The 22,185-nt window shown below is 72.2% G+C and carries 20 protein-coding genes; 9 read left to right on the top strand and 11 right to left on the bottom strand.

Annotated features, from left to right (window positions below):
• Window positions 1-6 precede the first annotated feature (6 nt).
• Both LG395_RS25755 and LG395_RS25750 read right to left on the bottom strand, forming a co-directional pair.
• Complete coding sequence (locus LG395_RS25755; protein ID WP_225811393.1) at window positions 7-861, bottom strand: SigB/SigF/SigG family RNA polymerase sigma factor; 855 nt, start codon at window positions 859-861, stop codon at window positions 7-9.
• 231 nt (window positions 862-1,092) lie between these two features.
• On the bottom strand, window positions 1,093-1,527 hold the full coding sequence (locus tag LG395_RS25750) for an ATP-binding protein (protein ID WP_225811392.1): 435 nt from the start codon (window positions 1,525-1,527) through the stop codon (window positions 1,093-1,095).
• Between the two features lie 134 nt (window positions 1,528-1,661).
• On the opposite strand from LG395_RS25750, the gene LG395_RS25745 reads away from it, so the two are divergent.
• Entirely contained in the window at window positions 1,662-1,904 is a 243-nt protein-coding gene (locus LG395_RS25745; RefSeq protein ID WP_014670725.1) for a hypothetical protein, read from the top strand.
• A gap of 279 nt (window positions 1,905-2,183) precedes the next feature.
• Window positions 2,184-2,642, top strand: a complete 459-nt coding sequence (locus tag LG395_RS25740) for a cyclic nucleotide-binding domain-containing protein (RefSeq protein WP_171159012.1) — start codon at window positions 2,184-2,186, stop codon at window positions 2,640-2,642.
• 46 nt (window positions 2,643-2,688) lie between these two features.
• Here LG395_RS25740 and LG395_RS25735 read toward each other — a convergent pair whose 3' ends face one another.
• Together LG395_RS25735 and LG395_RS25730 are read right to left on the bottom strand one after the other, a co-directional pair.
• Window positions 2,689-4,008: an MFS transporter gene (locus LG395_RS25735; protein WP_225811391.1), complete on the bottom strand. Its 1,320-nt coding sequence runs from the start codon at window positions 4,006-4,008 to the stop codon at window positions 2,689-2,691.
• Between the two features lie 83 nt (window positions 4,009-4,091).
• On the bottom strand, window positions 4,092-4,706 hold the full coding sequence (locus LG395_RS25730; RefSeq protein WP_225811390.1) for a LysE/ArgO family amino acid transporter: 615 nt from the start codon (window positions 4,704-4,706) through the stop codon (window positions 4,092-4,094).
• A gap of 66 nt (window positions 4,707-4,772) precedes the next feature.
• Here LG395_RS25730 and LG395_RS25725 point away from each other — a divergent pair, with 66 nt between their 5' ends.
• Both LG395_RS25725 and LG395_RS25720 read left to right on the top strand, forming a co-directional pair.
• Window positions 4,773-5,660 (top strand): LysR family transcriptional regulator ArgP, encoded by an 888-nt coding sequence (locus LG395_RS25725; protein ID WP_225811389.1) that lies wholly within the window; start codon window positions 4,773-4,775, stop codon window positions 5,658-5,660.
• A 428-nt stretch (window positions 5,661-6,088) separates the two neighbouring features.
• Entirely contained in the window at window positions 6,089-6,340 is a 252-nt protein-coding gene (locus LG395_RS25720) for a WhiB family transcriptional regulator (protein ID WP_171160258.1), read from the top strand.
• Between the two features lie 29 nt (window positions 6,341-6,369).
• Here LG395_RS25720 and LG395_RS25715 read toward each other — a convergent pair whose 3' ends face one another.
• The 5 genes from LG395_RS25715 to LG395_RS25695 all read right to left on the bottom strand — a co-directional run bounded on the left by LG395_RS25715 (window position 6,370) and on the right by LG395_RS25695 (window position 11,702).
• The gene (locus tag LG395_RS25715; protein ID WP_225811388.1) at window positions 6,370-6,819 is read right to left on the bottom strand and encodes a DUF6098 family protein; all 450 of its coding nucleotides are present in this window, start codon (window positions 6,817-6,819) and stop codon (window positions 6,370-6,372) included.
• A 109-nt stretch (window positions 6,820-6,928) separates the two neighbouring features.
• Window positions 6,929-8,764: a sensor histidine kinase gene (locus LG395_RS25710; RefSeq protein ID WP_225811387.1), complete on the bottom strand. Its 1,836-nt coding sequence runs from the start codon at window positions 8,762-8,764 to the stop codon at window positions 6,929-6,931.
• On the bottom strand, window positions 8,761-9,468 hold the full coding sequence (locus LG395_RS25705) for a response regulator transcription factor (protein ID WP_171159006.1): 708 nt from the start codon (window positions 9,466-9,468) through the stop codon (window positions 8,761-8,763). Before LG395_RS25705 ends, LG395_RS25710 begins: the two co-directional genes overlap by 4 nt.
• Before the next feature lie 20 nt (window positions 9,469-9,488).
• A complete protein-coding gene (locus LG395_RS25700; protein ID WP_171159005.1) occupies window positions 9,489-10,223 on the bottom strand; it encodes a L,D-transpeptidase family protein in 735 nt (244 codons plus the stop codon).
• A 69-nt stretch (window positions 10,224-10,292) separates the two neighbouring features.
• Window positions 10,293-11,702: a M1 family metallopeptidase gene (locus LG395_RS25695; RefSeq protein WP_225811386.1), complete on the bottom strand. Its 1,410-nt coding sequence runs from the start codon at window positions 11,700-11,702 to the stop codon at window positions 10,293-10,295.
• A 166-nt stretch (window positions 11,703-11,868) separates the two neighbouring features.
• On the opposite strand from LG395_RS25695, the gene LG395_RS25690 reads away from it, so the two are divergent.
• The gene (locus LG395_RS25690; RefSeq protein WP_171159003.1) at window positions 11,869-12,216 is read left to right on the top strand and encodes a DUF488 domain-containing protein; all 348 of its coding nucleotides are present in this window, start codon (window positions 11,869-11,871) and stop codon (window positions 12,214-12,216) included.
• 2 nt (window positions 12,217-12,218) lie between these two features.
• Here the strand turns inward: LG395_RS25690 and LG395_RS25685 are convergent, their stop codons facing one another.
• The gene (locus tag LG395_RS25685) at window positions 12,219-13,892 is read right to left on the bottom strand and encodes an FAD-binding dehydrogenase (protein WP_225811385.1); all 1,674 of its coding nucleotides are present in this window, start codon (window positions 13,890-13,892) and stop codon (window positions 12,219-12,221) included.
• Between the two features lie 102 nt (window positions 13,893-13,994).
• On the bottom strand, window positions 13,995-14,615 hold the full coding sequence (locus LG395_RS25680; RefSeq protein WP_171159001.1) for a TetR/AcrR family transcriptional regulator: 621 nt from the start codon (window positions 14,613-14,615) through the stop codon (window positions 13,995-13,997).
• Between the two features lie 131 nt (window positions 14,616-14,746).
• On the opposite strand from LG395_RS25680, the gene LG395_RS25675 reads away from it, so the two are divergent.
• The 4 genes from LG395_RS25675 (at window position 14,747) to LG395_RS25660 (ending at window position 22,058) form a co-directional block, all read left to right on the top strand.
• Window positions 14,747-15,376, top strand: coding sequence for an alpha-ketoglutarate-dependent dioxygenase AlkB (locus LG395_RS25675; RefSeq protein ID WP_225811384.1), 630 nt, complete (start codon window positions 14,747-14,749; stop codon window positions 15,374-15,376).
• Between the two features lie 81 nt (window positions 15,377-15,457).
• Window positions 15,458-16,204 (top strand): MBL fold metallo-hydrolase, encoded by a 747-nt coding sequence (locus tag LG395_RS25670; RefSeq protein ID WP_171158999.1) that lies wholly within the window; start codon window positions 15,458-15,460, stop codon window positions 16,202-16,204.
• Window positions 16,205-16,464: 260 nt separating this feature from the next.
• A complete protein-coding gene (locus tag LG395_RS25665) occupies window positions 16,465-17,091 on the top strand; it encodes a hypothetical protein (RefSeq protein WP_225811411.1) in 627 nt (208 codons plus the stop codon).
• 221 nt (window positions 17,092-17,312) lie between these two features.
• Window positions 17,313-22,058 (top strand): glycosyl hydrolase family 18 protein, encoded by a 4,746-nt coding sequence (locus LG395_RS25660; protein WP_225811383.1) that lies wholly within the window; start codon window positions 17,313-17,315, stop codon window positions 22,056-22,058.
• The last annotated feature ends 127 nt before the right edge of the window (window positions 22,059-22,185 follow it).

Genomic DNA, 22,185 nt, shown 5'->3' with positions numbered 1-22,185 from the left:
CGGCGCTCACCTCGGGTCGGCGCCGGGGCGGCGGCTGCCCAGCACCTCCTCGCGGACGCGGGCGCAGCTGCGGCTGATCAGCCGGGAGACGTGCATCTGGGAGATGCCGAGCCGGTCGGCGATGCGGCTCTGGGTCATGTCCTCGAAGAAACGCATGTAGAGGATGGCCCGCTCGCGCTCGGGCAGCCGGCGCAGTCCCTCCTTGGCCGCCTCGCGGTCGACCACGACGTCGTAGGAGGTGTCCGTGGCACCGAGGGTGTCGGCGAGGCTGTAGCCGTCGTCGCCGCTGGAGAGTTCGGCGTCCAGCGAGAGGGTGCTGAAGCTCTCCAGCGCCTCCATGCCGGCGTTCACGTCCTCCTCGCTGAGCCCGGTGTGGGCGGCTATGTCGGCGACGGTGGGTTCGGGACTGCCGGGGTTCTGGGTGAGTTCGCGCCGGGCCAGCCGCACCCGGTTGCGCAGCTCCTGCACCCGGCGCGGCACCCTCAGGGCCCACATCCGGTCACGGAAGTGCCGCTTCACCTCACCGGTGATGGTCGGCACGGCGTAACTCTCGAAGGCCCCGCGCGAGGGGTCGAAACGGTCGATGGCCTTCACCAGGCCCAGGGCCGCCACCTGGCGCAGGTCCTCGACGGACTCGCCCCGGTCGCGGAACCGGCCGGCGATCCGGTGGGCCATGGGAAGCCAGGCGGTGACGAGTTCGTCGCGTACGGTGTCCCGCTCGGGTCCGTCCTCCAGCTCCGCCAGCCGGACGAACAGCTCCGCCGTGTCCGGGGCGTCGTCATGGTTCCGCCGGCTGGGCGCCGCGGTGTCGCTGGTGGTGGCGGTCGTGCCGGGACGGCTTGTCGACATGTCGGTCAGCATGCGGAATCGCTCCTGAACGGGGTTTCAGGGCACAGGGCCGGAACTGCGGTTCCAGGTCCTGGCCCGAACGGTGGTGTCAGGGTTCTCCGCGGGTGAGCCGCCAGGCCCGCCGAAGGGGGCCCAGCGGCGGGGTCGTCCCCGCGGGGCAGGCGCCTCCGGTCCGAAGCACGAAACTCCGTCTGCCCCTCGCCCCCACGCGCAAACACGCTGAGCGGAACTTCCCGGACCGCTTCAGCGCAGCGGTACGACGGCCGTGATGCGTTTGCCGCCGCGGGGCAGCTCCGCGACCCGGATGTCGCTGGCCAGGCGGCATACGATGGGCCAGCCACGGCCGCCGGGATGAGGGTGGCCGGGCTCGTCGTGGGCCCGGTCGGTGACCGGGAGCTCGTCGCTGCCGTCGCTCACCGAGACGTAGACGCCGCCACCGTCGACGTCGACGTCGAAGCCGGTGATGCCGCCGCCGTGCAGCAGGGCGTTCGTGGTGAGTTCCGACGTGACCAGCAGGGCGTCCTCGACGGCCTCGTGCGCGCACGGCAGGTCGCGGGCCCGGCACCGCTCGGTCATGACGCGTTCCACCGTTCTGCGGGCCTCGGCCGGCCGGCACGGCACGTGGTCGTGCGTCTCCGGCAGGGTCGCGGTGGAGGTGGTCCGGTGATTGTCGAGCATCCCTTCCTCCCAGATCCTCGCTGAGCGGTGCCCGGATTGCAGGGTTCTCTCCCTTTCGACTGACCCGCCGGTGCGCTGTCAAACACCCTGGGTGCCCGTGTCATCACGGCGGACCGAGCGGGTACCCGCCGTGCATGACCGATGTGGTGGACGCGGACGAGTTGTTGCGGCGGATCCGGCGGGGCCAGGAGCGCGCGGCCGAGGAGGAGCGGGCCTGGCGGGAGCGGGCGCAGAGCCTGACGGCGACCGACCCGGAGGGCGCGCGGGAGGCGGCCGACCGGGCCCGGGCCTTCGAGGCGGTGCTGCGGGTGCTGGAGGAGATCGTCCGCCCGGGCGGGGGCCCGGTGCGGACGGAGGGGGTGAAACAGGTCACCTGACCGGCTTCCGGTTACCCAAAAGTACGGCAGGTGGTTTATGGTTCATCCATAAGTGACGCGGGAGCGGCGCGGGAGCCGTTTCTTCCCCCGCTCCTTGTGTCACCGCATACGGCCCTGGCTGGTTTCCCCCGTCCAGCCAGGGCTTTTTGCTGCCCCCGGCGCGACACGCGGCCACAGACCCGCCGCCTTCGACGTGCTCCGGACGGTCACAGCGGCTGAAATGGGCTTGAGAGGCACAGCACCCGCACCGCAACCGCCGCCGGCGAGGAGCCATGCGCCATGACCAAAGCGATCAAACTGCTGACCGCCCTCCCCCAGGCGCAGCGCGAGCGCCTGATGGAGCTGGCGAAGGAGGTGTCCTTCCCGGAGGACACCCGCATCTTCGAGGCCGGCGGCACCGCCGACCGGTTCTGGGTGATCCGCTCGGGCGCGGTCCACCTGGACCAGCAGGTCACCTCGCGCCAGCGGGTGACCGTGGCCACGCTGGGCGCGGGCGACATGCTCGGCTGGTCCTGGCTGTTCCCGCCGTACCAGTGGGACTTCGGCGCGGTCGCCTTCAGCAACGTACGGGCCTACGAGTTCGACGGGCCGTCGGTGCTCGGGCTGTGCGTGGAGGATCCGCTGCTCGGGCTCTCGCTGGTGCGGACGGTGGCCGAGATCCTCGCCCACCGGCTGGAGACCACCCGGGGAAAGCTGATGGAGCAGTACGCGATCCGGCGGCGCAGCAGCCCGATCTAGACGCTCCGGTACGCCGGGCCCCGGGGCGGGCCGGGACCCCGGGCGCTCAGATCCGGTAGCGGCGCAGCGCCGGGACCGCGGCGGCCAGGGCCAGCATCACCACGACGACCAGGGCGCCCCCGCCCGCGACGGCGGCCCGCGGGCCGAACGCCGAACCGGCGGTTCCGTGCAGCACGTCGGCCAGGCGCGGACCGCCCGCGACGACCACCGTGAACACCCCCTGCATCCGGCCGCGCATCTCGTCGGTCGCGGCGGACAGCAGGATGGCGCCGCGGAACACCATCGAGACCATGTCGGCGACACCGGCCACGGCGAGGAAGGCCACGGCGACCCAGAGGTTCCCGCTGAGCCCGAACCCGGCGACGGCCACACCCCAGCCGACGACCGCCCCGATGACCATCCAGCCGTGCCTGCGGGCCCGCGAGAACACCCCCGAGAACAGGCCGCCGAGCACCGCGCCGACCGGGATGCCGGCGAACAGCACACCGAGCGCCAGACCCTCGCCGTAGGAGCCGTACGTGTCCGCGGCCAGCTCCGGGAACAGGGCGCGGGGCATGCCGAACACCATGGCGACGATGTCGGCGAGGAAGGACAGCAGCAGCACCTTGTGCCGGGAGATGTAACGGAAGCCCTCCGCTATCGCGCGCAGTCCGGCCCGGCGGGCCGTGGCGCCGAGCGGCGGCAGGGCGGGCAGGCGGAAGACGGCCCACACCGTCACGCACAGCGCGAGCGCGTCGATCAGGTACAGCGCCGGCAGCCCGATGACCGGGATGAGCACACCGGCGAGCAGCGGGCCGGCCACCAGGCCGGTCTGCATCACCGTCGAGCCGAGGGCGTTGGCGGCCGGCAACTGCTCCGCGGGGACCAGCCGGGCGATGGAGGCGGTGCGGGCGGGCGAGTTGAGCCCGAAGAACGCCTGTTGCAGGGCGAGCAGCACCATGAGGACGACGACCGAGTCCAGGCCGGTGACGGCCTGCGCCCAGAACAGCAGCGAGGTCAGCGCGATACCGATGTTGGTGACCAGCAGCAGCTTGCGCCGGTCCACGGTGTCGGCGACCGCCCCGCCCCACAGCGCGAAGGCCACCATGGGCACGAGGCCCGCGAGGCTCGCGTAGCCGACCCAGGCGGAGGAGTGGGTGATGTCGTAGATCTGCTTGGGCACGGCGACCGCGGTGAGCTGGCTGCCGACGGCGGTGACGATCGTCGACGACCACAGGCGCCGGTAGGCGGGGATGCGCAGCGGGCGGGTGTCCATCGCCCAGCGGCGCCAGCCGCGCCTGGGCGGGTCCTCGGCCGCCGGCGCGTCGGGGTCGGGCCGGCTCCGCGTCCGGCCGGTGTCGGTGCTGCTGCTCTCGCTCGTGTCCACGGATGTCCTGGTTGCTCGTTACATCTTTTTGCTTCGAGAGCCTAACTGTTCCAGGACGTCCGGTGCGCGGCGAACGGCGGGTCTCAGAAGCCGGCGACCAGGGTCGTGCCGAGGGCGAGCATCGTGAGCGCGACCAGACCGTCCAGGACCCGCCAGGCGCCGGGCCGGGCCAGGAACCGGCCGAGCAGCCGGGCGCCGAAGCCGAGCGCGGCGAACCAGCACAGGCTGGCGAACGCGGCACCGAGCCCGAACGTCCAGCGCAGCGGGCCCCGGTCGGCGGCCAGGGAGCCCAGCAGGAACACGGTGTCCAGGTAGACGTGCGGGTTCAGCCAGGTCATCGCCAGGCACATGAGCACGGCCCGGCGGCGCGAGCCGGCCGCCTCGCCCTCCGCGCGCAGTCCGGTGCCGGGCCTGAGCACCCGGCGGGCGGCCAGGGCGCCGTAGCAGAGCAGGAACACCCCGCCGACGACCCCGGTCGCCCGCAGCGCGCCGGGCCAGGCGACCACGACCGCGCCGACCCCGCCGACGCCGAGCGCGATGAGCACCGCGTCGGACAGGGCGCAGATGCCGACGACGGCGAGGACGGCGTCCCGGCGCACCCCCTGCCGCAGGACGAAGGCGTTCTGGGCGCCGATGGCGACGATCAGGGAGAGGCCGGTGCCGAAGCCGGCGGCCGCGGCGGACAGGGCGTGGTTCATGCCGGCGACGCTAGGGAAGCCCTGGCCATAAGTACAGCTAAAGATTTTTACGTACCCTTAGCGCTCGTGATGTCAGAGCTGCCTCTGGAACAGGTGCGGACGCTGCTGGCCGTGGTCGACGAGGGCACCTTCGACGCGGCCGCCGCCGCGCTGCACGTGACGCCGTCCGCGGTCAGCCAGCGGGTCAAGGCCCTCGAACAGCGGACCGGCCGGGTGCTGCTCCGGCGCGGCAGACCGGTACGGCCCACGGAGTCCGGCGCCGTGCTCGTGCGGTTCGCCCGGCAGCTCGCCCGGCTGGAGCGGGACGCCTGGGGCGAGCTGGGGCTGAGCGGCGGCGGGGAGCCGACGCGGGTGTCGGTCGCGGTGAACGCGGACTCGCTGGCGACCTGGTTCCTGCCGGCCCTGACCCGGGTCCCGGGCCTGTGTTACGAACTGCGCCGGGAGGACGAGGACCACACGGCGGCGCTGCTGCGCGAGGGCCTGGTGATGGCGGCGGTGACCTCCTCGCCCGACCCGGTGCCCGGCTGCACGGTCCGTCCGCTCGGCCGGATGCGCTACCTGCCGGTGGGCGCACCGGAGTTCACCTCGGCCCACTTCGACGGACGGCCCCTTCCGGAGGCGCTGTCCCGGGCCCCGGTCGTGGTCTTCGATCGCAAGGACGACTTCCAGGACGTCTTCGTCCGCCGGCTCGGCCGCGCCGGTGCCGGCCCGTTCCGGCACCACGTGCCCACCTCGGAGGGGTTCCTGGACGCCGTCGCCACGGGGCTGGGCTGGGGCATGGTCCCGGAGGTCCAGGCCGGACCGCTGCTGGAGCGGGGGCGGCTGGTCGTACTCGCCCCCGGCGCCTGGATGGACGTCGCGCTGTACTGGCAGCAGTGGAAGCTCGACTCGCCGGCACTGGCGGCCCTGGCCGAGGCGGTGACCACGACGGCATCGGAAACGCTGCGCGGCTGACCCCGCGTCCCGACGGAGACCCGGCCCGAGCGTCGAAGCACCGCCCCGCACCCTTCGGCCGCGGGACCGCGCGTGTCCCTCACCCGGCGCTCCGTCAGCTCCTCGGCGCGGGCGGGAGCCGGCGGGGCGGTGGGGTCTGCCGGTGGGGCGCCCGGCCGGTGTGAACTCCTCGGCGGCATTGCCCCGTCGGGCGGACCGGCGGTCTCCGGGGCTCGCCGCCCGGCCTGTTGGGCGCCTTCCGCGCGCGTGACCCGGTGCCGCCCGGGGCGACCGCCGCGCGCTCGTCACACCATCTCCGCGCGTTCCGCCGTTTCATGCCCTCCTGACCGGTCACCCGAACCGGAGAACGCGTGCGCAACGCCTCCACGCCCCGACGGCGACGCATGCGACAAGGCACGGACTACTTCGATCCGAACCAGGAGATTCCGATGGAGAACTGGCGCGAACATGCCGCGTGCCGTCACGAGGACCCCGATCTGTTCTTCCCGATCGGCACGACCGGACCCGCGCAGGTGCAGGCACAGCAGGCCAAGGCGGTGTGCGGGCGCTGCCCGGTCCGGGAGCAGTGCCTGGACTGGGCGCTGGACACGGGCCAGAGCATCGGGGTCTGGGGCGGTACGACGGAACTGGAACGCCGGGCGCTGCGGCGCCGCGCCCGCTCCCGGCAACGCTCCGGCTGACCGGCGGCCCGGCGGGGCCGGAGGGGGGCTCAGCGGCCACCGCGCCGCAGGGTCCCCCACTCCCGCTCCTGCCGGGCCACCGCGTCCCGGGCCACGTCGATCACCTCGTCGGCGATCCAGCACAACGGCTCGACCTCCGCCACGAGCGGCTCGTTGTCCGGGCCCCGGCCCATCTCGCGGCCCCGCAGGACCCAGGGGCGCACGCCGGGGCCCTTGTCGTGCGGCAGGTGCGCGTAGTCGTACAGGCGGCGGGCCACCCACAGCTCCACCGACCGGTCCTCCCACCACTTCTCGACGTCGAGCGGGTTGGCGGAGAGCCCGGGCATGGGGACGCCGGTCAGTTCGTCGATGCTGGAGGCCGCGTCGAGGTCGGTGCCCGGCCCTTTGGACCAGCGCACGTACAGTCCCTGGTGCCGTTCCACCAGGCGGGCCACTTCGGCCAGCGTGGACATGACCGGCAGGTCGTCCGCTCCGCTCATGCCGTGACCTCCCTCTGCCTCCTCGTGCCGCACTCGCGCGACCGGAGTACCCCCGGCGCACCCCGGAAACCGGATTCCGTCGCTCCCGCCCCAGGGCCCGACACCGCTCTCAGAGCTCGTCGCCGGGCGGCGGGGCGGCCGGCAGCCGCAGCGTGAAGACCGTTCCCCTCCCCGGTTCGCTCTCGACCCCGGCCGTGCCGCCGTGGGCGGCCACCAGGTGGCGGACGATCGGCAGGCCGAGCCCGCTGCCCCCGGTACGGCGGCTGCGGGACTTCTCCGCACGCCAGAACCGCTCGAAGACGTGCGGCAGGTCCTCGGGCGCGATGCCCGAGCCGGTGTCGGCGACGGTGAGGACCACCTCGTCGCCGTCCCGGCGCGCGGCGAGCGTGACGGTCCCGTCGGCGGGGGTGTGCCGCAGCGCGTTGGAGACCAGGTTCCCGAGGACCTGCCGCATCCGCACCGGGTCGGCGTCCAGCCAGGCGGCGTCGTCGGCCCCGGTGCGCAGGGCGACCCCGGCGGCGTCGGCGGCGACGCGGTGAGCGGCGGCGACCTGGTCGAGCAGGTCGCCGGCCGGCAGCGGCTCCCGGTGCAGGCGCAGGGTGCCGGCGTCGGCCGCGGCGAGGTCCTGGAGGTCGTCGATGATCCGCTGGAGGACGAGCGCCTCCTCGTGCAGCGAGTCCAGCAGCGCCGGGTCGGGGTCGACGACGCCGTCCCGGACGACCTCGAGCCAGCCCCGGATGTTGGTGAGCGGGCTGCGCAGCTCGTGCGCGATGTCGCTGACCATGGCCTTGCGCTGCGCCTCCAGGCGGGCGCGGCGCTCGGTGAGGTCGTTGAACGCCTCGGCGAGGATGCCGGTCTCGTCCCGGGTGGTCACCGGCACGCGCACGTGCAGCTCGGGCGGCTGCTGCGCGGCGAGGGTGAGCGCGCGCAGCGGCCGTACCAGCCGGACGGCGACGACGGCGGTCACGGCCACGGTGACGGCGAGGACCAGCCCGGCCACGCCCACCACCTTGGCCTTGTTGGCCGGTGACATGTCGAAACGGGCGGGGTTCTGGTCGCCGATGCCGAGGAACAGCTCGGCCACCGGGGCGACATAGGGCTGGAGCTGGGTACGGCGGGCGGTCTGGAGGCAGCGCTGGGCGGTCCGCGTGGCCTCGCCGGTGCCGAGCCTGGTGAACTTGGCCACCAGGAAACCGTCGTCGAAGGGGTCCTTGACGCGGGGGTCGAAGAAGAAGAACAGCCGTCCGCCGAGGTCCAGTCCGTTCTTGCGCAGACAGGGCCGCACCAGGTCGATCAGGGCGTCCAGGGCCTTCTGCTCGGTCGCGGTGGGGGTGTTGAGCCGGCCGTCCTCGCACACGTCGGCGCCGTAGGCGGAGGGGTCGGCGCCGTCCGCTACGGTGACCACCGGCCGCCCGCTCTCGGTCCGTTCGGTGCCGGCCCGCAGGCCGTGGCGTTCGTAGCAGTGTTCGCGTTGCGCGGCCAGCGAGTCCAGCTTGGCGCGTTCCGCTTCCGGCAGCAGGTAGGGGCCCACCACGCGCGGGTCGATGCCGCTGAGCTGGGCGCCGGTCTCGGTGTAGGTGTCGGTGCGCAGCGGGTCGACGGTGGCGGCGGGCCGGGGCGGCAGCGGGGTGCCAGGCGGCGCGGAGTCGGCGACCAGGGTGTGGTCGGCGGTGGTGAGGGCGATCCGGCGGCCGGTGCGGGCGGCCAGCTCCCGCAGGGTGGGCCGGATGCCCGCCCAGTCCGAGTGGGTGGCGGCGTAGCCGCTGAGCTGGGCGAGGATGCGGTTGCCCGCGGCGAGGTCCTGCCCCTGCTCCTCCTTCAGGGCGCTGGTGGTGGTGGTCACGGCGAGCCAGGCGGTGGCCGCCACGGAACAGACGGCGATCAGCGCGGAGACGAACAGCAGCCGGACGACCAGCCGTTTGCGCACCGGGATGCGGCGCCTCACCGCCGGACTCCGCTCAGCTTGTAGCCGACGCCGAACACGGTCAGCAGCCGCACCGGCCGCCGCGGGTCGGCCTCGATCTTGCGGCGCAGGTTCATGATGTGCACGTCGACGGCCCGCTCGGTGGAGGACCGGTCGAAGCCGCGGGTGCAGTGCAGCAGTTGCCGCCGGGTGAACACCCGTTCCGGCTCCCCCGCCATGGCCAGCAGGATCTGGAACTCGGCCGGTGTGCACTCCACCGGCGCGCCGTCGCAGCGCACCTCGTGGCGTACCGGGTCGACGCTGATCCCGGCGGCCCGCACGACCGGGTCGTCGTCCCGGGCACCGACGCCCCGCCCGCTGCGCCGGAGGACCGTACGGATACGGGCCATCAGCTCGCGCGGGCTGTACGGCTTGGTCAGGTAGTCGTCGGCGCCGACGTCGAGGCCGAGCAGGACGTCGTCCTCGGCGGAGCGGGCGGTGAGCATGACCACCGGGATGTCCGGCTGCTCCGGGCCGGCGCGCAGTGCCCGGCACACGCCGAAGCCGTCGAGGACCGGGAGCATCAGGTCCAGGACGACGAGGTCGGGCCGCAGCCGGCGGGCGGCGTCGAGTGCCGCCGCGCCGTCGTGCACGACGGTGGCGGTGTGGCCCTCGGCCAGCAGGGAGCGGCGGAGCAGTTCGGCCTGTTTCTCGTCGTCCTCGGCGACCAGCACATGTGCGCACACGAGTTCGGATCCTAAGCGGCTCAGTGCGCCAGCCAGTCGGCGTACCCCATGACGACGACCGGGTGCCGGCCGGGGTCGAGGGTGCGCAGGAGGTCCTTCATGTGCGCCTTGGCGACGCTGACGCAGCCGTGGGTGGGTCCGCCGTGGTCGACGTGCAGCCACACTCCCCCGCCGCGTCCCGGGCCGAGGGGCCGGGTCCAGTCCAGGGGCGAGGTGCCGGGCCGGCGGTTGTAGTCGATGGCGATGACGTAGTCGAAGGAGCCCTCCAGGGGTTCGCCCTCGAAGCCGGTGCCGGGCGAGTGGAATCCGCCGGAGTGGTGGTACGGGAGCTTGCCGCCGGGGTCCGGGAGCAGGCCGCCGGCGTCGGAGAGGGTGTAGACGCCGAGCGGGGAGCGCAGGTCGCCGAGCACGTGGTGGGCGCTCCAGCCGTGCAGCGCGTTGTGGCCGGGCCAGGCGGCTCCGGCCTGCCAGCCGGTGGGGGTGCGCTGGTGCAGCACGACGGTGCAGAGCGGGGAGTTCCGGCCGCGCCCGGTGACGACGACGGCCTGGGTGCAGCGCTCGGGTATCGCCGCGGTCCGCACGGGCCCGAGGCCGGGTATGCCGCGCGGGGCCGGCGGCGTGGTGGTGCGGGGGGTGGGCGCCGGTGCCGGACGGCGGGCCGGGGCCCGGCGTTCGGTCGCCTCGGCTCCGCCGCCGCAGCCGGTCAGCAGCAGCGGGGAGGCGAGGAGGGCGACGGCGGTTCTGCGTCGGATCATGAGTCGATCTTGACCGGCAGTTGTTTGGAACCGGTCAGCGTCGCGCGTACGGACCGAACCGGCCCGGAATCACGCGCGGTCCGGCTTGCCCGGCGTGTAGAGCCAGGTGTGGAACAGCCCGTCCAACCGCTTGCCCGAGGTCTTCTCGGCGAGCCGGACGAACTGTGCCGTGGTCCCGTGCCCGCCGCGGTGTCCGGTCGCCCAGGCGCGCAGGGTCCGCAGGAAGTCCCGGTCGCCGACGGCCCGGCGCAGCTCGTGCAGGGCCATGGCGCCCCGGGCGTAGACGGGCGTGCCGAAGATGTTCTCGCCGCTGCCGGGGTCACCGGGCGGGTAGGCCCACAGGTCGTCGCTCGCGGGGCGGGCGTAGAGGGAGTCGAAGGCCTGCTGGGCGCTGCGGCCGCCGTGCTGTTCCTCGTAGAGCCACTCGGCGTAGGTGGCGAAGCCCTCGTTGAGCCAGATGTCCTTCCAGGCGGTGAGGGTGACGGAGTCACCGAACCACTGGTGGGCGCTCTCGTGGACGAGGGTGCCGAGGTCGGGTGCGGAGTCGTAGACCGGCCGGGTCTGGGTCTCCAGGGCGTAGCCGACGTCCGGGGCGTGGTCGACGATGGCTCCGGCGGCCCGGAACGGGTACGGCCCGAACAGCTTGCTCTCCCACTCCAGCACGGAGGGCAGCTTCTTGAGCACGGGCGCCGCGGCGCGGGCCTCGCGGGCGTCCACCGCGTTGTACACCTGGACGCCGTCGCGGGTGGTGTACCGCTCGACCTGGAACTTCCCTATGGAGGCGGTGGCCAGGTAGGCGGCCATGGGCTGGGTCTCGCGCCACCGGAAGGTCGTCTTGCCGCCGGTGGTGCGCTGTCCGAGCAGGACGCCGTTGGCGACGGCGGTGCGCCCCTCGGGGACGGTGATGGTGAAGTCGTACGACGCCTTGTCCTTCGGATGGGCGTTGGCAGGGAACCACGTCATCGCGCCCTGCGGCTCGCCCGCGACGAACGCGCCGTCGTCGGTGGGGATCCAGCCGTCCGCCGATCCGTCGGGGTCGGTGACCGGCTTCGGGGTGCCGTGGTAGGCGACGGTGACGCGGAAGTCCTGCCCGGCGCGCAGGGCATGGCGCGGGGTGACGACGAGTTCCTGCCCGTCGCGCCGGAAGGCCGCCTTCGCGCGGTCGACGGTGACGGCGGTGACCGTCAGGCCCTTGAGGTCGAGGTCGAAGCGGCCGAGCCGCTGGGTGGCGCGGGCGGTGAGCACCGCGGTGGCGTCCAGGCGGCGGGCCGAGGTGTCGTACCGCAGGGTCAGGTCGTAGTGGCGGACGTCGTAGCCGCCGTTGCCGCTGAGCGGGAAGTACGGGTCGCCCGCGCCGGGTGCCCCGGTGGTGCCCGGGGCCGTGGGACCGGCGGCGCCGAGGAGGGCGGCCACGGCGACGGGGACGGTGGCCAGGACGGCGGTACGGCGACGGGCGGGCTGTCTGCGGGGTGGCGTCACATGCGCTCCTCGGAAGTGGCCGGTGATCGACTGGCCGTCAGAGTAGGCGCCGCGCGGGTCCGGTTTCCCCCTTGTTCCGGTCAAGTCGTGCCGCGTCGCCGCCGGGTGGGCGGTGATCGGCGCAGTACGCTCGCACGACCGTCCACGACCCGAGAGGGGCCCCGCCGTGAGCGTGCGTGTGCGCCGGATCTACGAACCGCCCGAGCCCGACGACGGCCTGCGCGTCCTGGTCGACCGGCTGTGGCCGCGCGGCCTCGCCAAGGACGCGGTGCGGGTGGACGAGTGGCCGAAGGAACTGACCCCGTCCAGCGAACTGCGCACGTGGTACCACGGCGGGGGCTCCTACGAGGAGTTCCGGAGCCGCTACGAGCAGGAGCTGGAGGCCCCCCGGGCCGCCGAACTGCTGGACCACCTGCGGGAGTCGGCCCGCAAGGGCACGGTGACCCTCCTCACGGCGTCCCGGAAGACGGAGGAGAGCCACGCGCACGTCCTGGCGGAGCTGGTGGCGGGCTGAGGTCAGCCGGTCTGCCCCGCCGCGTGCCGGCCCGCCGCGCGGCCGGAGAAGAGGCAGCCGCCGAGGAAGGTGCCCTCCAGGGCGTTGTAGCCGTGGACACCGCCGCCGCCGAACCCGGCGACCTCACCGGCCGCGTACAGTCCCTCGACCGGCGTGCCGTCGGTGCCGAGCGCGCGGGAGTCCAGGTCGGTCTGGATGCCGCCGAGGGTCTTGCGGGTCAGCACGTGCATCCGGACCCCGATGAGGGGGCCGGCGGCCGGGTCGAGGAGGCGGTGCGGGGCGGCGACGCGGCCGAGGCGGTCGCCGATATAGCGGCGGGCGTTGCGGATGCCCTGGATCTGGGCGTCCTTGCTGTAGGGGTTGGCGATCTGGAGGTCGCGGGCCTCGATCTGGCGGCGCACCCCGGCCGCGTCCAGCAGCGGCTCGCCGGTGAGGGCGTTCATCTTCTCGACGAGCTGTTCCAGGGTCCCGGCGGTGACGAAGTCGGCGCCGTGGTCGAGGAAGGCCCGCACCGGTGCGGGGGCGCCCTTGCCGAGCAGCCGGTCGCGCAGCACGGCCTTGCGGTCCTTGGCGGTGATGTCGGGGTTCTGCTCGGAGCCGGAGAGCGCGAACTCCTTCTCGATGATCTTCCGGGTGAGGATGAACCACGAGTGGTCGTACGCGGCGATGTCCTCGGTGGTGCGCAGGTACCGCAGGGTGCCGAGCGTGTCGTAGCCGGGCAGGCAGGGGTCGGGCAGCCGGCGGCCGAGGGCGTCGAGCCATACGGACGACGGGCCGGGCAGGATGCGGATGCCGTGGCCGGGCCATATCGGGTCCCAGTTGCGCAGGCCCTCGGTGTAGTGCCACATGCGGTCGCGGTTCACGAGGCGTACGCCGGCCTCGGCGCTGATGTCGAGCATGCGGCCGTCGACGTAGGCGGGGACGCCGGTGACCATCTCGGCGGGGGGTGTGCCGAGCCGCTCGGGCCAGTAGCGGCGGACGATGTCGTGGTCGGCGCCGATGCCGCCGGTGGTGACGACCACGGCCTGGGCGGTGAGTTCGAAGTCGCCGGCCCGGTCGCGGCTGGAGGGGACGCCGCGCGGGGAGTCGTCGGGGACGAGGACGGTGCCGCGCACACCGCGTGCCGTGCCGCCCTCGACGACCAGTTCGTCCACCCGGTGGCGGTGGTGGAAGGTCAGCAGCCCGTCCCGGGCGGCCTGCCGCGCGTACCGCACGAAGGGCTCGACCACGCCGGTGCCGGTGCCCCAGGCGATGTGGAAGCGGGGCACGGAGTTGCCGTGCCCGTCCGCCCGCAGGTCGCCGCGTTCGGCCCAGCCGACCGTCGGCAGCAGTTCGATGCCGTGTCCCCGGAGCCAGGACCGCTTCTCGCCGGCCGCGAACTCGACATAGGCGCGGGCCCAGCGCACCGCCCAGGAGTCCTCGTCGGCGAGCCGGTCGAACTGCGCGCTGCCCTGCCAGTCGCTCCAGGCGAGGGCGGCGGAGTCCTTGATGCCGAGGCGGCGCTGCTCGGGCGAGTCGACGAGGAAGAGCCCGCCGAAGGACCAGAACGCCTGGCCGCCGAGGTTGGCGGCGTTCTCCTGGTCGACCAGGGCCACCCGGCGGCCCCGGCTGGTGAGTTCGTGCGCCGCGACCAGGCCGGCGAGACCCGCTCCGACGACGATGACGTCCGCGTCCATGACGACTGTGTCCTTCCTGACGGTGCTCGGCGGTGTACTCGGTCCGGTGCCGGCCCGTGCCGGTGCGCGTGCGCTCGTACGACGGGGCCGTTCCGGCTGTGCTCAGGCGGCGGGGGTGCGGCTGCCGTCCGTGAGCAGCGCGGTGAGCAGCTGCTTCAGCCAGATCCGGGCGGCCTCGACGTCCCGGTCCAGCAGCAGCTGGGTGGTGACCCCGTCGTAGGCGGCGACCACGGCGTGCGCGGCGCCGTCGACGTCGCCGAGCACGGCGGGCAGTGCGGTGTGGCCCCGGGCCCGGGAGAGCCGGTCGGCGACGGCCTGCCGGAGCCGGGCGCGGTGCTCGAGGAGGACCCGGGCGACGGCCGGGTGGCGGGCCGCGTGCACCAGGAAGTCGGTCTTCACGAGCAGCCAGTCGACGTCGAGCAGCAGCACCTCGGTGACCCGGTCCACGGAGGCGGGTACGTCGAGGCCGGGGCCGTCCTGGGCGAGGGCGTCGGCCACCTGGTCGGCGATGAGGTCGGCGCGCTGCTGATACAGGGCGAAGAACAGCTCGTCCAGGGTGGCGAAGTTCGAGTAGAACGCGCCCCGGCTGAACCCGGCCGCCTCGCAGACCTCCTCGATGGAGACGCGGCCGTACCCCTTGGCCGCGAACACCGCGAACGCGGCGTCGAGCAGCCGGGCGCGGGTGTGGACCCGGCGCCGGGTGACGCGTCCGGCCGTCTCCATGGCTGCCTCCTGCCGTTGGATACGCGAATGTATCGGATACACCGATGTATCGAAAGCCTCCGGTCGCTGCCGCCCCGGGGTGCGCACTGATCAATAGGAACGCATTTTCGATTAAGGAGTAGGCTGGACCCATGTCCACGCACCTCCAGGGCTCCCTGTTCGACCAGACCGACGAGCTGCGGCTCGGCCCGCTCGGCGGGCTGCGCCGGACCGAGCTGGGCTCGGGCGCCTGGATCGACGTCCTGCCGGGCTGGCTGAGCGGCGCCGACGACCTGTTCGAACACCTGGCGGCGGAGGTCCCCTGGCGGGCCGAGCAGCGCAAGATGTACGACAACGTGGTGTCCGTGCCGCGCCTGCTCGCCTTCTACCGGGCCGGGGACCTGCTGCCCCACCCGATCCTCGACGAGGCCCGCACCGCCCTGTCCCGGCACTACGCCGGCGAACTGGGCGAGCCCTTCACCACGGCCGGGCTGTGCTACTACCGCGACGGCCGGGACAGCGTCGCCTGGCACGGCGACCGCATCGGCCGGGGCTCGCGGGAGAACACGATGGTCGCGATCCTCTCCGTCGGCGAGCCCCGCGACCTCCTGCTGCGGCCGGCCGGCGGGGGCGGCACGGCGGTCCGGCGCCCGCTCGGCCACGGCGACCTCATCGTGATGGGCGGCTCCTGCCAGCGCACCTGGGAGCACTGCGTCCCCAAGACGAGCCGGGCCACGGGACCGCGCATCAGCATCCAGTTCCGTCCGCACGGTGTGCACTGACGACCGGGCCCGCTCGCGCGGGCCGAGCCCCCGTCTGGTTGGCTGTCCCCGACGATCCGCCGCGGAGTGCTCGGAGAGATCATGCGGGCAGAGGTAAGACAAGTCGCCGACGGCACCTACCTGGTGCACGGCCACAACACCAACTGGGTGATCCTGAAGGACGGCGACGCCGTCACGCTGGTGGACACCGGCTATCCCGGGGACCGGGCCGGGCTGCTGGAGTCGCTCGCGCAGGTGGGGAGTTCACCGGACGCGGTCACCGCCGTCCTCGTCACCCACGCGCACAACGACCACCTGGGCTCCGCCGAGTACCTGCGCGCCGCCCACGGCACCCCGGTCTATCTCCACCCGGCCGAGGTCCCGCACGCCCGGCGCGACTTCCTGCAGCAGGCGACCATCGCCGACGTCGTGCGCAACGCCTGGCGGCCCGGCGTGCTGCCGTGGGCCGTGCACGTGATCCGCGTGGGCGGCACGGAGCAGCACCCCGTGACGGCCCCCGAGCCGTTCCCCACCGAGGGGGCGCTCGACCTGCCGGGACGGCCGGTCCCCGTGCACACCCCCGGCCACACGGACGGCCACTGCGTCTACCACCTGCCCGACGCCGGCATCGTCATCTCCGGGGACGCCCTGGTCAGCGGGCACGCCACCTCCCGGGTCAAGGGCCCGCAACTGCTGCCCGACTTCTTCCACCACGACCGCGCGCGGACGCTGGCCTCCCTGGACGTGGTCGCCGCGCTCGACGGCGACACGCTGCTGCCCGGCCACGGACCGCTCCACCACGGTTCGGTCCGAGCCGCGGCCGAACAGGCCAGGGACCGGGCGTCCTAGCCGACCACCCGCCCCGAAGACACCGGCCCACCGACCCTCCCCGTAAGACACCGGCGCACCCCGACCGCGCCGGGTCTACCGGAGGGGCGGGGGCGCCCTGGGCGCGCCGGGGCTCCCGGAGCGCGCCGGGCCCTGGAGGGACCGGGCCGCGTGGAGAGGCCGGGCCTCCCGGAGTCGCGGACCGCGCGGACGAACCGGACCCTTGAGTACATGCGGTTGGCCAGCGGAAGGTGAAGGACGCCGACGGCACTGAGCGGCCGATGTGGCGCACCCGCTGGTGGATGGCCGACGGCCGCAACGGCGACCAGCCGCAGCCGCCGCCACTGCTCGTCTTCAACCGGATCAGCCCGCCCAACCCTGGCACCGTCATCGCGCAGCCGGCCGAGCTGACCCAGCGGCACGGGAAGGGCACCTGGTACGAGGGCGGCTTCCACGTGTACGACGGCGCGCTGCCCATCGTGGTCACCGGCATGAAGCACCTCAAGGAGCACGGCCCCGCCGGACCGGTCTTCCGGCGCTTCGGCCGGCCCCAGAACCAGACCCTTTTCAAGGCGCTCGGCAACCCTCGCCGCCGCAAAGCCCACGACGCTCACGACGCCCACAGGCTGGCCGAGTACGCCGCCCGCCAACGGGAGCACCAGGAGGAACTGCGCCGCATCGCCGCACAGCACAAGGCCGAGCGAGAGGCCCGCCGTCGCCGCGCGAGGCGGTGGAGAGGGCCATCGCCGAGGCCCACCGGCTCGGCGCCCGCGTCACCGCCCACTGCTTCGCCGGCTAGAAGGGATCGCGCCACCGCGGGCTTGCGTTGCTGCCAGAAACCGTGGGGCACCGGGCCGGGGGGCTCAGGGCCCACCGTTCACGGGCTGCACACCTCCGTGATGAAGTAGCGGTTTCCGCCTTGCCATTTGCCGACACACGCCCTGATTGACAGGACGTATCCCTCGGGCAGGCGCCCTGGCCGAAAACCGCATCCGCGCTGCCCGCCACCGGACCGCGCCAGGGGAAACTAGCCGAGACCACGCTGCAAGCGCTTACAGTTGGGCCACTATCCAATTTCAACGATTCGGTTGTGCCCGATCCGTTGGATGTGAGAAACGGGGGGAACTCTTTGTTCCGCCGATTAATCGCCGTAGTGGTGATGATGGCCGGGCTGGCAGCGGCACTCGTCGTTCCGGCCGCCGCCACCGATTTCCCTGCGGCCACCACGCCCTTGATCTCCTGGAACATGGAGGGGGCCAATAACAAGGACGAGAACGGCAGCAAGTGGTCCAACACGGTCCAACAGCTGGCCTTGCAGTCACCGATCCTGATGCTTCAGGAGGTTGGCCCGCACCCGCCTCTGAACAGCAACGCACAGCCTAACCAGACCTTCACCACGGTCGACAGCCAGGGCGCCACGCACCAGTTCACCGTGCTGCACCGGACCTGGATCGTCGGCAGCGGTTACCGCAATGCCATCCCGACCCGTGAGGTCTACTTCCTGCAGACCGACGACGACGTGACCAACGTGCGCCGGATCGGCGGCCGGGTCAACACCGCGCTCGTCCTGAGCGAGGCGCCCGACGAGCTGATCGTCGTCGGCAACCCGATCGACGCCGGCCGGAACGCGCTCGGTGCGCGGTTCGGCAACGAGTGGTACTTCACCATGCACGGCCTGTCCAACGGTGGCGGTGACTCCGGGACGATGCTGAACGCCATCGACGACCGGATCGAGAGCCTCGGGAACCAGCGTGGCGTCACCTACCACGCGACGATCGGTGGCGACTTCAACGTCGACCCGCAGGTCCTCGCCGGCCGGGACAGCTTCCCGCCGACCATGCGGATCCACCGCTCGGGTCAGGCGACCCACCAGAACGGTGGTGAGCTGGACTACTTCGTCACCACCCACTTCGACCACACGCCGCCGGTCACGGTCCGGTCCGAGGGCAACTCCGACCACCGGCCGGTCCAGTCAGGCCAGCTCAACGCGGCCGGGCCCACCCCGTCGCCCACCCCCAGCCCGTCGCCCAGCGCCAGCCAGGAGATCGACGAGCTCCGGGTGATGCCGGTCGGTGACGGGATCACGGTCGGTGCGAACAGCACCGACGAGACCGGCTACCGGGACGGACTGAGCACCCAGGCGAAGAACATGACCATCGCTACGTTGTTCGGTGGCGCGCTCAGTCTCATCTTCAAGCGCACGGATTTCGTCGGTGAGCAGAAGAACGGCAAGCGCGGCGACCCCGACCACATGGGGTTCACGGGCAGGGGAATCGACGACATCAAAGCCCAGACGATCCCCGCGCTGACGACACTGCGGCCGAACATGATGACCCTGATCGCGGGCACGGCCGACCTGACCGGCGGTGCCGACGGCGCCGCGACGGCCGGGAAGATGCGGGGCTTCCTGGACGAGATCTACCGGACCTCACCGACGACGACCGTCCTGCTCGGCACCCTGCCACCGTCGACGAACCCGACGTACCAGGCCCGGATCGACGCCTACAACAGCGCGCTCCGCACGATGGCCTACGCCGAGATCCAGGGCGGCGCACGGCTGGTGCTGGTCGACATGGGCGCGGTGACCACGGAGGACATCACCAACGAGATCTACCCGACCGACGCCGGCTACAAGAAGATCGCGGACGCCTTCGCCGCAGGCACTCGGATCGCGCTCCTGCAGCACATGATCAGCGGCCGCGCGTACGTCTGGGAGCCGATCGGCAAGATCCGGGACGCCGCCGCGACCGGCTCGAAGATCGCCTTCCCCGACCTGAACGGCGACGGCAAGGCCGACTACGCGGTGGTCGGTACGGACGGCAAGGTCACCGGCTGGCGCAACGACGACCCGACCAAGGAAGCGGTCTCACTGGGCGACATCAGCCCGGCCGACCGCGGGAACGACCCGGATGAGGTCTACTTCGCCGACCTGGACGGTGACGGCAAGGACGACTACATCCGGATCCTGCCGCCGGCCGACTCGCCGACCGGCATCGTCGCGATGCGGATGTCGCGCAACACCAGCAGCGGCGACAGCATCAGTTGGGGCACCGCGACGATCGTCGCGAACAACCTCGGCTACCCGCCGCAGATGTACTTCACCGACCTCGACGGTGACCACCGCGACGACCTGATCACACTGGACCGGATGAGCTTCCCGACCGCCTGGCAGAACAAGGGCAAGGAAATGCCGACTCCGGGCGGCTGGAGCAAGGTCTCGGGCTTCGCCACTCCGGGTGAGTCGCCCGCCGCGCAGGTCGCCTTCGCCGACATCACCGGTGACGGCAAGGCCGACACGGTCCGGGTCGAGTTCACCACCGGTGACGTCCGGGCCTGGGAGAACACCGGCTCGCCGTGGAGCGTCACCTCCGGCTGGAAGTCGCTGGGCGTGATCCGCGCCGGCGACCCGTTCCAGGGCACCACCGGGACCTTCGCCGACCTGAACGGCGACGGGATCCAGGACTTCACCCTGACCCGCTCCGGGGCTACGGCTACGACGGCGAAGACCGCCCTCACGGCAGCCAAGGCGGCCCAGGAGGCCGCGGCGAGTGGTGCCGGTGACATCGAGGGCTGGCTGGTGCCGAGCTACGGCGACGGCAGCCGCACCGACGGCGGCGCCGGTGATCTCGGTGTCAACGGCGGTGTCGGCGACCCTATGGAGTCGCACCCCGGTGGCGACGACGGCGGTACGCGGCCGGCCGCGACCGGCGACTGCCGACCGGACGGTCTGGCGACCACTCCGGGTGTGGCGACGCCGTACTGCAAGATCTATCAGAGCGACGGCCGCGAATGGCTCGGCGAGGGCCGCAGCCGCCGGGTCGTGGGCTACTTCAACGGTGGCCGTACGGGCGCCGACGGCACGCCGCACTACCTCGTGAAGAACATCCCGTGGTCGAAGGTGACCCACCTCAACTACGCGTTCGCGTCGGTGGAGAACAACAAGATCAAGGTCGACTCGAACGCCACCCAGAAGGAGTGGCCCGGCGAGGTCGGCGCCGAGATGGATCCCTCGCTGCCCTACAAGGGGCACTTCAACCTGCTGACGAAGTACAAGCGCCTGCACCCGCGGGTGAAGACGCTGATATCCGTCGGTGGCTGGGCCGGTTCCGGTGGCTTCTACACGATGACCACCAACGCCGACGGCTCGGTCAACCAGGGCGGGATCGACACGTTCTCGAGCTCGGTGGTGGACTTCCTGCGGACCTACGGGTTCGACGGTGTCGACATCGACTTCGAGTACCCCACGGTCCTCGAGGACACCGGCAATCCGGCCGACTGGGCGGTGTCGAACCCGCGCCGCAAGGGCCTGCCCACGACGTACGCCGCGCTGATGAAGGCGCTGCGGGACTCGCTGAACCGGGCTTCGGCCGCGGACGGCAAGTACTACCTGCTCACCTCGGCGTCGTCGGCCTCCGGCTACCTGGCCCGCGGGATGGCGAACCAGACCGCGCTGAAGTACCAGGACTTCACCAACCTGATGGCGTACGACTACCACGGCACCTGGAACGACGTCGTGGGCCCGAACGCGGCACTGTTCGACGACGGCAAGGATCCCGAACTGGCCGACCAGTACGCCACCCCGGAGAACGGGAGGATCGGGTACTTCAACACCGACTGGGCGGTGAAGTACATGCGCGGCGCGATGCAGGCCGGGCGTGTCAACATCGGTGTGCCCTACTACACGCGCGGCTGGCAGAACGTCACCGGCGGCACCAACGGCCTGTGGGGTACGTCGCCCAAGCCGAACGGCTGCGAGCCGGGTACGGGCATCAAACGGCCGTGCGGTGACGGTGCCCTCGGCATCGACAACATCTGGCACGACGAGACCAGCAACGGCAGCGAGCTCGGCTCCGGGACGAACCCGCTGTGGCACGCCAAGAACCTGGAGAAGAACATCACCCCGGTCTACGCCCCCAGCATCGGGCTGAAGCCGCACTCCGACGTCACCGACCGGCGCACGGGCCACTACACCCGGTACTGGGACGACACCACCAAGACGTCGTGGCTGTGGAACGCCGAGAAGAAGGTGTTCCTTTCGACCGAGGACGAGCAGGGCATCGACGCGGTCACCGATCTGGTCAAGTCGACCGGTGCGGGCGGCGTGATGATGTGGGAGCTCGGCGGCGACTACGCCTGCCCGGCCGACGTCCAGCCGGACACCCCGTGCGGGATGGGGTACACGTTGACCACCCGGCTGAACCAGAAGCTGGGCAATGCCACTGCCTACGACAACGATCTGCGCACCGGCAGCAGCGGTGCCGCGCCGACGGTGACGGCCAACGTGAGCGTCGAGTTGGTCAACTACCCGACGTCGACGGCGAACCTGTGGCCGTTGCAGCCGACCGTCCGGATCACCAACAACACCGGGCGCGCGCTCGGCGGTGGCAAGGACACGAAGCTGTCGTTCGACATCCCGGCCTCGACGTCCTGGCTGGTCAAGGACGGCAACTGGCAAACCGATGCCCAAGGCGGCCAGTGGAAGCTGACACCCGGTACGACGCTCCACCGGATCAGTACGACGCTGGACTACTGCCAGATCATCCCGGCCGGGAAGTCGCTCGACTTGCCGATCATCTACTACCTCCCGATCACCGGTCCGGTGAATACGAGTCTGTCGATCGGCGGTACGGCATACGCGCCGGTGACCGACAACCTCAAGGGACTCGGTTCGGCGACCCCGCCGGCCGGTGGATGCAGCGCGGGGAACTGGGACGCGACCAAGGTCTACTCCCCGGCGAGCCAGCCGATCGAGCAGACCACGGTCAAGTACAACGGCAAGGTCTGGAAGGCCAAGTGGTGGACGCAGGGCAATGCCCCGGGCACCGGGGCCGACGCCGACCACGAGCCCTGGAAGCTGATCGGCGACGCCGGCTGACCGTTCTCAGCCGCGCAGCCTGATCGAGGCTGGACCTGTTCGGCCATGAGTGGGCTCCTTGTCCCCCCTCGTATCCCGCGAGGGGGGACAAGGAGCCCGCCTTTTGGACGGGCCGGTCTCGCCGACA

It is taken from the genome of Streptomyces spinosus, assembly GCF_020400655.1.
In the GTDB taxonomy this organism is placed as follows: Bacteria; Actinomycetota; Actinomycetes; order Streptomycetales; family Streptomycetaceae; genus Streptomyces; species Streptomyces argyrophylli.
The sequence above is the reverse complement of the archived record's forward strand: the minus strand, read 5'-3'. Positions and strand labels throughout refer to the sequence as shown.